Source organism: Kitasatospora sp. NPDC002543, from assembly GCF_053594915.1.
On the sequence record NZ_JBSFWR010000006.1, the window covers coordinates 1 to 12,563 of the forward strand.

The window sequence follows — 12,563 nt, forward strand, 5'->3', positions numbered from 1 at the left end:
CTGCCCGGTGTCGGTGATCATCACGTTGTCCGGCTTGATGTCCCGGTGCACCATGCCCGCGTCGTGCGCCGCCGGCGGGGCGGCCTCCGTGCCGTCCGGGGCCGGGCCGGGACCGGTGCGGGACCGGTGCGGGGCCGGCCCGGGACCGGTGCGCGGGCGGCTACTCGCCGCTGTCGGGGGCGAAGCGGATCACGACCGCCTTGGAGGTGGGGGTGTTACTGACGTCGGCGGTGGAGTCGAGCGGCACCAGGACGTTGGTCTCGGGGTAGTAGGCCGCCGCCCCGCCGCGGGCGACGGGGTAGTGGACGACCCGGAAGTGCGGGGCGCGGCGCTCCACGCCGTCGGTCCACTCGCTGACCAGGTCGACGTACAGGCCGTCGGCGAGTCCGAGCTCCTCGGCGTCCGCGGGGTTGACCAGGACCACCCGGCGGCCGCCCTTGATGCCGCGGTAGCGGTCGTCGAGGCCGTAGATCGTGGTGTTGTACTGGTCGTGCGAGCGCAGGGTCTGGAGCAGCAGCCGGCCCGGCGGGACCTCGGGGGCGGTCAGCGGGTTGACGGAGAAGTTGGCCTTCCCGGTCGCGGTCGGGAAGGTGCGGGAGTCCCGGGGGCCGTGCGGCAGGGTGAAGCCGCCGGGGCGGCGGACCTTCTCGTTGAAGTCCTCGAAGCCCGGCACGACACGGGCGATCCGGTCCCGCAGGGTGTCGTAGTCGGCGGCGAAGTCCTCCCACGGCACGGTGTCCCCGGGCCCGAGCACGGTGCGGGCGAGCCGGCAGACGATCGCGGTCTCGGAGAGCAGCCCGGGGGCGGGCGGGCGCAGGCCGCCGCGCGAGGCGTGCACCTGGCCCATCGAGTCCTCGACGCTGACGAACTGGGCGCCGCGGGCGGTGACGTCCCGGTCGGTGCGGCCCAGGGTGGGCAGGATCAGGGCGCGGGCGCCGGTGACCACGTGCGAGCGGTTGAGCTTGGTGGAGACGTGGACGGTCAGCCGGCAGCGGCGCATCGCGGCCTCGGTGACCTCGGTGTCGGGGGTGGCCGCGACGAAGTTGCCGCCCATCGCGAAGAAGACCCCGATCCTGCCGTCGCGCATCGCGCGGATGGTGTCCACCGAGTCGAGGCCGTGCTCGCGCGGCGGTTCGAAGCCGAACTCCCCGCCCAGCGCGTCCAGGAAGGCGGCGCCGGGGCGCTCGAAGATGCCCATCGTCCGGTCGCCCTGGACGTTGCTGTGCCCGCGCACCGGGCAGACCCCGGCGCCGGGGCGGCCGACGTTGCCGCGCAGCAGCAGGAAGTTGACCACCTCGCGGATGGTCGGCACGGCGTGCTTGTGCTGGGTGAGGCCCATCGCCCAGCAGACGATGATCTTCTCGGACCGCAGCACCAGCCGGCCGAGCTCCTCGATCTGCTCCCAGGGCAGGCCGGTCGCGGCGAGCACCTCGTCGCGGTCGGTCTTCCGCGCCTGGGCCTCGAACTCCTCGAAGCCGTGGCAGTGTTCGGCGACGAAGCCGTGGTCGACGCCGTCCTGCTCCAGGACGATCCGGTTCAGCGCGCGGAACAGCGCGAGGTCGCCGCCGAGGCGTATCTGCAGGAAGAGGTCGGTCAGCTTGGTGCCGTGGCCGACCAGGCCGCGGGCGTGCTGCGGGTTCTTGAACCGCTCCAGGCCGGCCTCCGGCAGCGGGTTGACGCTGACGACGGTGGCGCCGGCCCGCTTGGCGCGCTCCAGCGCGGAGAGCATCCGGGGGTGGTTGGTGCCCGGGTTCTGGCCCGCCACGATGATCAGGTCGGCCTGGTAGAGGTCCTTCAGACCGACGCTGCCCTTGCCGACGCCGAGCGTCTCGGTGAGCGCCGAGCCGGAGGACTCGTGGCACATGTTGGAACAGTCCGGCAGGTTGTTGGTGCCGAGCCGGCGGGCGAACAGCTGGTACGCGAAGGCGGCCTCGTTGCTGGTCCGGCCGGAGGTGTAGAAGGCGGCGCCGTCCGGGGTGTCCAGGGCCTTCAGCTCCTCGGCGATCAGCGCGAAGGCGTCGTCCCAGGAGACCGGGGTGTAGTGGGTGGCGCCCTCGTCGAGCAGCATCGGCTGGGTGAGCCGGCCCTGCTGGCCGAGCCAGTAGCCGGAGCGGCCGGCCAGGTCGGCGACCGGGTGGGCGGCGAAGAACTCGGCGCGGATGCGGCGCTCGGTGGCCTCCTCGGCGACGGCCTTGGCGCCGTTCTCGCAGAACTCGGCGGTGTGGGGCTTGTCCGGCTCCGGCCAGGCGCAGCCCGGGCAGTCGAAGCCGTTCTGCTGGTTGACCTTGAGCAGGGTGGCCAGGGTGCGGCGGGCGCCCATCTGCTCGGCGGCCATCCGCAGGCTGTGGCCGACGGCGGGCAGCCCGGCGGCCGCGTGCTGGGGCGCGGACACCTCGGGGGCGTCCTGGGCCGGGTCGCTCTGCGGGGCCTGCTTGGCCATGGCCGCTCTCCTCGGGCTCTGCTGGTCCGGGCCGCCGCGTCGTCGCGGGGCCCGCCGTCCATCCTTCCACCTGGCCGGGGGCGGCGGGAGGGCGGCGGGCGGCGTCGCTAGAGTCTGTGGGACACAGCCGACGGGGGAGGGCGCGTGCGACTCGGGGACGTCCTGGACGACCGGTACGAGCTGGTGCAGAAGCTCGGGCAGGGCGGCTTCGGGGTGGTGTGGCGGGCCGAGGACCTCCGGCTGGGGCGCTCGGTGGCGGTCAAGGTCATCGGGCACCACGACGGCGACCAGGCGAAGGCGGCGCTGCGGTTCGTCCGCGAGGCGCACGCCGCGGGCCAGTTGTCGCACCCGCACATCGTCACCGTGCACGACCTCGGCCAGTGCGGGACGGAGGAGGACCGGGAGGTCACCTTCCTGGTGATGGAACTGCTCACCGGCCGCACCCTGACCCAGGTGATCCGGGCGGGGCTGCCGGACCCGGAGCAGAGCCTGCGCTGGGGGCGGCAGATCTGCGAGGCGCTGGCGGCGGCGCACGACGCGGGCATGGTGCACCGGGACATCAAGCCGGACAACGTGATGATCACCGACACCGGGCAGCTGAAGGTGCTGGACTTCGGCATCGCCCAGCTGGACACCGGCGCGGCCGGGCTGACCACCGTCGGGACGGTCATCGGCAGCCCGCCGTACATGGCCCCCGAGCGGTGGACCGGCGACCGGGTGGACGGACGGGCCGACCTGTACGCGCTCGGCTGCGTCCTGGTCGAACTCTGCACCGGGGCAAGGCCGTTCGCGGGGGACTCGACGCCCGTGCTGATGTACCAGCACCTCAACGAGCCGCCGCCGGCGGTGGACCCGGCCCGGCACGGGCTGTCGCCGCACCTGCCGGTGCTGCTCGCCGAGCTGCTGGCGAAGGACCCGCAGGACCGGCCGGCCGACGCCCGGACGGTCGCGCGCCGGCTCGCGGACCTGGCGGAGGGCAAGGAGCCGCCCCCGGCACCGCCCGTCCGGCCCGCGCCGACCACCCGGCGGGCCGCCGCCCGGCAGGTCCGGCCGCGCGGCCGGATCCGGCAGCCGAACCTGAAGCCGGTGGGGCGGCCGCCGCTGGTGCTGCCCGATCCGCCGCGGCCCGTCCCTCCGGACCGCCCGGACCGTCCGGACCGCCCGGACCGGCCCGACCTGCCGCCGGCCGCCGTCGAGGACGAGGCGGCCGTCCGGGGCCGGCTGCGGGAGGGGCTGCGGGCGGCGGAGCGGGAGGGCTCCGACACGGAGGCGCTGCGCCTGCTGCGGCCGCTGGTCGACGGCGCCGCGCGGGCGCTCGGGGCGGTCGACCCGGAGGTCGTCCCCGCCCGGCGGGACCTCGCCGACCGCCTCGGCCGGGCCGGCGAGGCGGCGGAGGCCGTCCGCAGGCTCCAGGAGCTGGTGGAGGACCTCGGGCCGGGCGACGCCCGCACGGTGGAGGTGCGGTACGACCTGGCCGGGCTGGTCCGGCACAGCGGCGAGGCGGTCACCGCGATCCGCCTGCTGACCGAACTCCTGCCCGCGATGCGGGAAACCTGGGGTCCGTGGGGCGCCCCCGTCCTCCGGGCCCGGTACGACCTCGCGGTGTGCCGGGCCCGGCGGGGCGACTTCCGGACCGCCGCGCTGGAGCTGGGCGAACTGCTGCCCCGGCTCGTCGAGGTCCTCGGCGGGCAGGACCGGCTCTGCGTCCGGGCCGCGGCGGACCTGGCGGAGTACCGGGAGCGGTCGCGGCGCCGCGACCGTGCGGGCCGGGCCGTCCGCCGGCTGAAGCGACGGATCGACCGGGCCGCGGCGGCGGCGCTGGTACGGCGGATCCGGGACGCCGGTCACGCCGGGCTCTCCCCCGAGGAGCCGGCCCGCGCCCTGGAGCGCGGGACCGGCGTCGGCGGTGTCGGGCAGCGGGTGGCCGCCGCTCCGGCCTACGTCTCGGACGAGGATCTGGTGGAGGAGATCTTCGGCTCGTAGCCCGCGTCACCCCACCAGTGCCGGGGCCGCCGGGAGGGCGGCCAGGGCCCGGAGCAGGGCGCGGGCGGCGGAGTCGTTCTGCCGGAAGCCCGGGGCGTCGGTGCGGGGGCGGGCGAAGGCGGCGGCCGCGCGCAGGCTGGTGTGCGGGCCGAGGGCGGTGCGGCGCGGGTGCGGGGCGCCGCCGAGGGCCGGGTCGAGCAGCCGGCTGTCGGCGGGGGCGATGGTGACCAGGCCGGAGCGGTGGGTGTGGTCCGGGTCGGTGACCACCTCCTCGACGACACGGCCGGTGCGGTGCAGTTCGCGCAGCAGCGGGTCCAGGGTGCGGGCCAGTTCGTGCTTGGGCAGGTACGCCTCGACCAGCGCCGTCGCGCTGACGCGGTGGCCGGGCACGGTGGCGCCGGAGGCCCGCCAGGTGCCGCTCGCCTCGTCCCGTTCGACCCGCACGTCCGCACCGAGGAAGCGCACCACCCCGGCCTCGGAGAGGGCGAGCAGCTGGCGCAGCCGGAAGCCGGGCGGGCCGGAGGCGAGGAAGCTGAAGTAGCCGAAGAACCACTCGTCCACCTCCTCGGCGATCGAGCGGGCGGTGAGCCGGCCGCTCGCCGTCACCCGGGGGAGCTGGCCGAACAGGGAGAGCAGGGCGAGGAAGGCGCCGAGGTCGGCGCTGTGCGCGGGGTCGGCGCGGCGGTCTGCGTCCGCGGTGACGTACCCGCGCAGGTGGGCCTGGAGCTCCTCGTCGGTGCCGAGTTCGAGCCCGGCCAGCGGGTGGTCGAGCCGTTCGAAGTCGATCCGGTCGGCCGGGTCGGGGACGGCCTCGGCGACCAGGGCGGCGAGTTCGGGGGAGTACCAGCCGTGGCGGTCGTAGCGGGCGAGGAACTCCGGCCAGGGCAGGGCGGTGCGTTCGGGGTGGGCGTGGAACAGCTCGTGGTAGTGCCCGAAGCCGATCTCCTTGGCCATCAACGGCCAGAAGTCGCGCCGCAGTTCGAGCGGTCCGCCGGTGGCGAGCACGGCGTCCACGGCGGCCTTGTCGAAGTACCGGGGGAGCGGGGCGGGCGGCCCCTGGAGGCGGTAGCCGGTCTTGGAGTGGTACGGGACGCCGCGCCGCGAGCCGAGGTGGAGCACCGGCTCGCGCCCGGACGGGAGGTAGCGCAGCGCGGGCCCGTCCCCGGTGGGTTCGAAGCGGCCGCCGCGGCCCTCGGTGAGCAGGGCGATCAGATCCACCGAGGCGAGGCCGAGGCCGCGCACCACCACCTGTTCGCCGGGGGCCAGGCCCGCCAGCTCGGCGGCCGTGTCGGCGGTGTAGGCGGGCGGGAGGTGGAAGCGGCCGTGCCGGGCGGCGAACTCGGCGTCGGCGGCGAAGCGCGGGTGCGGGGCGGAGTCGAGGTGGCCGAGGGTGAGGACGACGTGGTCGGCGGTGAGCGTCCGGTCGGTGAGGTGGACGGTCTGCGGGCCGTCGGCCGGGCCCTCGATCCGCCGGACGGTGTCGCGGTGGACGGTGACCGTGACGTGTGCCGGCAGGTCGGCGACGGCGCGGCGGAACACCCAGTCCAGGTAGGCGCTCTGGGCCCGGCGGGTGGGGAAGTCGGTGGGTTCGAGGGTGCGCAGCTCGGCCCGGACGGCCGGGTCGGCGACCGTCCGGTAGGGCGCGAACTCCTCCTGCCGCGGCGCCCATTCGGCCAGCGAGGGGCCGGGGCGGACCGGCCCTTCGAGGGTGGAGCGCTCGTCGGTGAACATGGTGACGTCCTCCGCCATCGAGTTCATCCGCAGCAGCGGGGACTGGTCGTGGCGCCAGATCCGGCCCCCGCCCGGCGGGTACGGGTCGACCAGGTGGATCGCCAACGGTCGCCCGGCGGGCAGGAGTTCGGCGGCGTTGGCGGCGAGCCGCTCCAGCAGCGCGGTGCCGCGCGGGCCGGCCCCGACGATGACGAGGGCGCTGTCCGCGATGATTCGCCCGCTGCGCTCACTCATGTGCCCGCACCACCCTGGCGAAGGCCGCCCGGGCCCGCTGCAGCGGGGTGGGCGGCAGGCCGTCGCGGGTGGCGCCCCGGGCGAAGTGCCGTTCCACGTAGTACTGGCCGATGGACAGCAGGGTGGTGACCACCAGGTACCAGATGGTGGCGACCATCAGCATAGGGATGACCTGGTACGACTGGAGGTAGACCAGCTGCACCGAGTAGAGCAGGTCGGAGACGGCCAGCACGCTGACGATGCTGGTGCCCTTGAGCGCCCCGATCAGCATGTTCCCGGCGGTCGGCACGATCGCCCGCATGGCCTGCGGCACCACGATCCGGCGCAGTACCCGCCACCGGCCGAGGCCGAGCGCGGACGCCGCCTCCAGCTGGCCGCGGTCCACGGAGAGGATGCCGCCGCGGATCACCTCGGCGGCGTACGCGGTCTCCAGCAGGGTGAGGCCGATGACGGCGGTCAGGGTGGGGCCCATCAGGTTCACCGTCCGCACCGTGACGAACTCGGGGCCGAACGGGATGCCGAGGCCGAGGGTCGGGTAGAGCGCGCCGATGTTGAAGAAGAACAGCAGCTGCACCAGCGGCGGGGTGGAGCGGAACACCCAGATGTAGGCCCAACTGAGCGTGCGCAGGACCGGGTTGGCGGACAGCCGCATGGTGGCGAGGAGGGTGCCGAGCAGGAAGCCGAGGGCGAGGGTGACGGCGGTCAGCCAGAGGGTCAGGGTGAGCCCGTTGAGCACCGAGCGGGCGGTGAACCAGTCGGCGACCACGCTCCACCGGAAGGCCTTGTTGCGGATCACCGAGTTGAGCGCCATCGCGGCCAGCAGCAGGGCGACGGCGGCGGCGGCCCACTGACCGGGCTTGCGGCGGGCGACGATCCGGGCCTCGGTGGCGGGTGGCGCGGTGGGGCGGTCGACGAGGGAGGGGGCGGGCAGGACGTCCTGCGGGGTGGCCATGGCGGCGGCTCCTGGGCGGAGTGCGGGCGGGAGGGTACGGCGGTGGTCACGTACGCGGGGCGCGGCCCGTGTCCCTCAACACGGCCGGCGCATGGCACTGCACTCCGCGCCGATCGTACGCATGCGCGATCGACGGCTGTCAAGGGTGATCGGGGTGGGGAAGGGGTCGGTCGGGGCGTGTAGGAAAAGCGACAGGAGATCGCAACAGTGCGGCAATGATGGATGGTTGACGTACCGATCGGCCGACTGTTCAACTTGGGGCCATGTACGCCGAGCAGCCCCTGGTCAGTCGCGACCACATCGACTTCGGTCGGGTGTGGTCCGCGGCGTGTCGCGGCTGACCCGGCAGCGGGCCGCCCGTCCGGCCTGATCCCCCGACGGGGAGCCCTCCCTCGGTCCGCCCCGTCGCGGCCGGTTCCGTCGGCCGCCGGCCGGCGACGCGCCGGGCGCCCCCGCTGCCGCCGACGAAGCCGATGAACCGGCACTGCGCTCCGGCAGTCTCCCCACTCCTTCCACCGTCACCCCCGCTTCCACCGCCACCCCGCTCGACGGCCGCCCCGCCGCGGCCGCCTCCGGGCTGCCCACCCGCGGCCCGACGGAGTCCCGCCCACCCGAAAGGTTCCGCCATGCCCGTCGAATTCCTCGGCATCGCCGCCACCGGCGACGGTTCGGAGACCACCGCCCGCACCACCGCCGCCTTCGACCGCGACTACACCCTGCGGCTGGCCCGGGCGCACGAGGACCACGGCTGGGACCGGGTGCTCTTCGCCTACGGGGCCGGCGCCCCGGAGCCGGCCGCCGCGGCCGCCTTCCTCGCCTCGCACCTGGACCGCCTCCAGATCCTGCTGGCGCACCGGCCGAACGTCTCCTACCCGACCTTCGCGGCCAAGACCTTCGCGACCCTCGACCGGATCAGCGACGGCCGGCTGACCGTGCACTTCATCACCGGCGGCAACGACCACGAACAGCAGCGCGAGGGCGACTTCCTGACCAAGGACCAGCGCTACGAGCGCACCCGCGAGTACATCGGCATCGTCAAGAAGGCCTGGACCAGCCGGGAGCCCTTCGACCACGAGGGCCCGTACTACCGCTTCAACGACTTCGTCTCGGACGTCTTCCCCGTCCAACTCCCGCGCCCCGACGTCTCCTTCGGCGGCTCCTCGGACGCGGCCTACGCGGCCGGCGGCGCCGAGGCGGACATCTACTGCCTCTGGGGCGAGCCGCTGGCCCGCACCGCCGAGCAGATCGAGCGGGTGAAGGAGGCGGCCCGGGCCGCCGGGCGCACCGACGTGCCGCGGATCCAGGTGGCGTTCCGGCCGATCATCGCGCCGACCGAGGAACTGGCCTGGGAGAAGGCCCACCGGACGGTGGCCGCGATCCGGGCCCGCCGGGGCGCGAACCGGCCGGGGGCCGCCCCGGGTGCCGTGACGCCCGAGCCCGTGGCACCCGGGGCCGTGGCACCCGAGAACGTCGGCTCCCGGCGGCTGATCGAGATCGCCGAGGCCGGCGAGCGCTACGACCGCGCGCTGTGGACCCCGACCGCCGCGGCCACCGGCGGGGCGGGCAACTCCAACGCGCTGGTCGGCACCCCGGAGACGGTCGCCCAGGCGCTGCTCGACTACTACGACCTCGGCGTGGACATCCTCTCCGCGCGCGGCTACGACCTGGTGGACGACGCGATCGACTTCGGCCGGTACGTCATCCCGATCGTCCGCGAGGAGGTCGCCAAGCGGGACGCCGCCGCGGCCGCCCGGGCCGCCCGGGCCGAGCGCGACCGCCACCAGCTGATCGCGGCGCAGGCGTGAGCGGGGGCGTGAGCGCGGGTTCGAGCATCGGTGTCGGCGCGGCCCCGTCGCCCGCGGCCGACTTCCGCCGGGTCGCCGTCGACGACCCGCTGGCCGAGCCGCTGCTGCGCGAGCTGACCCACGAGTACGTCACCCGGTACGGCCCCGAGGCGCACCAGGAGATGACCCGCTACCCGAACGAGGCCTTCGCCGAGCCGCACGGCGTGCTGCTCCTCCTGCTGGAGGACGGTGAGCCGGTGGCCGGCGGCGCCTACAAGCGCCGCGACGAGTCCACCGCCGAGGTGAAGCGGATGTGGACGCACTCCGCGCACCGCCGCCGGGGCCTGGCCCGCCGGGTGCTGGCCGAACTGGAGCGGACGGCGGCCGCGGCCGGCTACACCCGCTTCTACCTCACCACCGGACCGCGTCAGCCCGAGGCCAAGGGCCTCTACCTGGCGGCCGGCTACACCCCGCTGTTCGACGTCTCGGCCGACCCCCTGACCATCGGCCCGCTCCCCTTCGAGAAGCAACTGCCCGCCGCCGCGGAGCAGTTGCCAGTCCTGGCCCCGACCTCCTGAAAGGCCCCCCGTGAGAACCAGCACCGTCCGCCGCCGCCTGCTCGCGACCGCCGCCCTGCTGCCGGTCCTGGCCCTGGCCGCCTGCGGCTCGGACCCGAAGATCGCGGGCGCGGCGGTGGCGGGCGGTCCGGCCGCCACCGCCACCGAGGACCTCGTCTCCGGCCTGCGGACCTCCGAGGCCGCCGCCGCGCTGCTGCCCGAGGAGGTCCGCAGGGCCGGCACGCTGAAGTTCGGCTCCTCCTTCGGCTCGCCGCCCAGCGCGTTCTACGCCGACCAGGTCAGCAAGAAGCCCGCCGGGATCGACGTGGACTTCACCGACGCGGTGGCCAAGCTGCTCGGCCTGACCGTGCAGCGCGAGGAGGCCGCCTTCGAGACCATCCTGCCCGCCCTGGACAGCGGGAAGTTCGACGTCGGCACCGGCAACTTCGGGGTCACCGCGGCCCGGCTGAAGACCATCGACTTCGTCACCTACATCGACGACGGCCAGGGCTTCGCGGTGAAGAAGGACAACACCGCGATCCAGCCGGTCACCGACCTCGTCCAGCTGTGCGGACTGACCGTCGGCACCGGCGCCGGCACCACCTTCGAGACCACCCTCAACAGCCGGCGGAACGTCTGCGCCGACGCGGGGCGCAAGCCGTACGAGGTCAAGGCGTTCAGCGAGGGCGGCGCCCTGCTGACCGGCCTCCAGCAGGGGCGGGTGGACGTCGTGATGTCCACCATCAACGGCCTGCGCCACCAGGCCGCGCAGGAGGCCTCCGGGACCCGCTTCCTCGGCGAGTTCCACCGCCTCGACGTCGGCTTCGCGCTGAAGAAGGGCTCGAAGCTCGCCCCGGCCCTCCAGGCGGCGGTCAACCAGCTGATCAAGGACGGGACGTACGAGCGGATCCTGCGCAAGTGGGGGGTCGCCGAGTCGGCGATCACGGAGTCGCAGATCAGCCCGCCCGAGCACGCCTGAGCGCCGCTGCCCCGCCCGCCGCCCGCCGCCCGCCGTCCAAGGAGTCCCCGATGACCGTCAGCACCGCGGCGCCGCCGACGCCGCCGACACCCCCGCCCCCGTCCGGGCCGGCCCCGGCCCCGGCCGCCCTCGACCTCGACGAACTGGCCGGCCTGCGGACCGTCCCCGCCCGCCACCCCTGGCGCTGGGCCGTCGGGCTCGCCGCGCTGGTCGTGCTCGCCCAGTTCGCCCACGGCCTGGCCACCAACCCCGGCTGGGACTGGGCGACCTTCCGGCTCTACTTCACCGCCGACACCATCCTCCGGGCGATCGGACGGACCCTCGAACTCACCGCCTACGGCACGGTACTGGGCTTCCTGCTGGGCGCCGCGGTGGCCGCGATGCGGCTGTCCCGCAGCGCGATCCTGCGGTCCATCGCCTGGGCCTACGTGTGGGTGTTCCGCTCGATCCCGCTGATCGTCCAGCTGGTCTTCTGGTTCAACCTCTCCTACCTGTACAAGCGGTTCGGGATCGGCATCCCCTTCGGCCCGACCTTCGGCGACGTCGAGACGGTCGGGGTGCTCGGCGCGCTCGGCGCGGCGGTGCTCGGCCTCGGGCTGCACCAGGCCGCGTTCGCCGCCGAGATCATCCGCGGCGGCATCGTCGCGGTGGACGCCGGCCAGCGGGAGGCCGCCGCCGCGCTCGGCATCCCGCCCTGGCGCCAGGGCCTGCGGATCGTGCTGCCGCAGGCCATGCGCGGCATCCTGCCGGCCGCCGCCAACGAGGTGGTCTCGCTGCTCAAGGGCACCTCGGTGGTCTACGTGATGGCGATCGGCGAGCTCTTCTACCAGGCCCAGGTCATCTACGGCCGCACCGGCCGGGTGGTGCCGCTGCTGATGGTCGCCACCGTCTGGTACGTGCTGCTGACCACCGTGCTCTCGATCGGCCAGTACTACGTCGAGCGCCGCTTCGCCCGCGGCACCCGACGCACCCCGCCGCCCACCCCCTGGCAGCGCGCCCGGGCCTTCGCCCGCGGCCTGCGGTCGGGCACGGGTCCCGCCGCCGCCCGCATCCGTCCCGCCGCCGCCCGCACCTCCGGAGGACAGCCGTGACCACCCTGACGAAGCCCGGCCCGAACCCGGCCGGACCGCCCCCGGCCGCCCCGATGGTGCAGGTCCGCGGCCTGCACAAGAGCTTCGGCCGGCTGGAGGTGCTGCGCGGCGTCGACCTGGACGTCCCGGCGGGCTCGGTGACCGTGGTGCTCGGCCCGTCCGGCTCCGGCAAGTCCACCCTGCTGCGCGCGATCAACCACCTGGAGAAGCTGGACCGCGGCCACGTCGCCATCGACGGCGAACTGATCGGCTACCGCCGCTCCGGGGACCGGCTGTACGAGCTCAAGGAGCGCGAGGTGCTGCGCCAGCGCACCGGCATCGGCTTCGTGTTCCAGAACTTCAACCTGTTCCCGCACCTCACCGTGCTGGAGAACCTGGTGGAGGCGCCGGTCGCCGCGCTGCGCCGTCCCAAGGCCGAGGCCAGGGCGACGGCGCTGGCGCTGCTGGAGCGGGTCGGGCTGGCGGACAAGGCCGCCGCCTACCCCCGGCAGCTGTCCGGCGGGCAGCAGCAGCGGGTGGCGATCGCCCGGGCGCTGGCGCTGGAGCCGAAGGTGCTGCTGTTCGACGAGCCGACCTCGGCGCTCGACCCGGAGCTGGTCGGCGAGGTGCTGGACGTCATCAAGGACCTGGCCCGCAGCGGCACCACGATGATCGTGGTCACCCACGAGATCGGCTTCGCCCGCGAGGTCGCCGACACCGTGGTCTTCATGGACGGCGGCGTGGTGGTCGAGCAGGGCCCGCCCGCCGAGGTCCTGGACCGGCCGCGGCACGAGCGCACCCGGGCCTTCCTGGCCAAGGTGCTCTGACCCGCC

9 protein-coding genes are annotated in these 12,563 nt (G+C 74.8%); 6 read left to right on the top strand and 3 right to left on the bottom strand.

All coding sequences use genetic code 11. The features are described 5' to 3' along the window. Positions 1–160 precede the first annotated feature (160 nt). Complete coding sequence (locus tag ACWD4P_RS04430; RefSeq protein ID WP_359828083.1) at positions 161–2,440, bottom strand: FdhF/YdeP family oxidoreductase; 2,280 nt, start codon at positions 2,438–2,440, stop codon at positions 161–163. A gap of 144 nt (positions 2,441–2,584) precedes the next feature. Between ACWD4P_RS04430 and ACWD4P_RS04435 the strand changes: the two genes are divergently transcribed. Continuing rightward, positions 2,585–4,423, top strand: a complete 1,839-nt coding sequence (locus tag ACWD4P_RS04435; RefSeq protein WP_449778531.1) for a protein kinase domain-containing protein — start codon at positions 2,585–2,587, stop codon at positions 4,421–4,423. Positions 4,424–4,429: 6 nt separating this feature from the next. Here the strand turns inward: ACWD4P_RS04435 and ACWD4P_RS04440 are convergent, their stop codons facing one another. Together ACWD4P_RS04440 and ACWD4P_RS04445 are read right to left on the bottom strand one after the other, a co-directional pair. Beyond that, positions 4,430–6,388 carry an FAD/NAD(P)-binding protein gene (locus ACWD4P_RS04440; protein ID WP_449778532.1) on the bottom strand — a complete coding sequence of 653 codons (1,959 nt, stop codon included), beginning with the start codon at positions 6,386–6,388 and terminating at the stop codon, positions 4,430–4,432. Further along, positions 6,381–7,340, bottom strand: a complete 960-nt coding sequence (locus ACWD4P_RS04445; protein ID WP_359827498.1) for an amino acid ABC transporter permease — start codon at positions 7,338–7,340, stop codon at positions 6,381–6,383. Before ACWD4P_RS04445 ends, ACWD4P_RS04440 begins: the two co-directional genes overlap by 8 nt. 626 nt (positions 7,341–7,966) lie before the next feature. Here ACWD4P_RS04445 and ACWD4P_RS04450 point away from each other — a divergent pair. From ACWD4P_RS04450 to ACWD4P_RS04470, 5 genes are read left to right on the top strand one after another with little or no spacing between them, the layout of a single operon-like run. After that, positions 7,967–9,145 (top strand): LLM class flavin-dependent oxidoreductase, encoded by a 1,179-nt coding sequence (locus tag ACWD4P_RS04450; protein WP_449778533.1) that lies wholly within the window; start codon positions 7,967–7,969, stop codon positions 9,143–9,145. 8 nt (positions 9,146–9,153) lie between these two features. After that, positions 9,154–9,702 (top strand): GNAT family N-acetyltransferase, encoded by a 549-nt coding sequence (locus ACWD4P_RS04455; protein WP_449778534.1) that lies wholly within the window; start codon positions 9,154–9,156, stop codon positions 9,700–9,702. A 10-nt stretch (positions 9,703–9,712) separates the two neighbouring features. Then, positions 9,713–10,660: an ABC transporter substrate-binding protein gene (locus ACWD4P_RS04460; protein WP_359827501.1), complete on the top strand. Its 948-nt coding sequence runs from the start codon at positions 9,713–9,715 to the stop codon at positions 10,658–10,660. Positions 10,661–10,710: 50 nt separating this feature from the next. After that, entirely contained in the window at positions 10,711–11,751 is a 1,041-nt protein-coding gene (locus ACWD4P_RS04465; protein ID WP_449778535.1) for an amino acid ABC transporter permease, read from the top strand. Positions 11,752–11,804: 53 nt separating this feature from the next. Beyond that, the gene (locus ACWD4P_RS04470) at positions 11,805–12,557 is read left to right on the top strand and encodes an amino acid ABC transporter ATP-binding protein (protein ID WP_359827514.1); all 753 of its coding nucleotides are present in this window, start codon (positions 11,805–11,807) and stop codon (positions 12,555–12,557) included. Positions 12,558–12,563 lie beyond the last annotated feature (6 nt).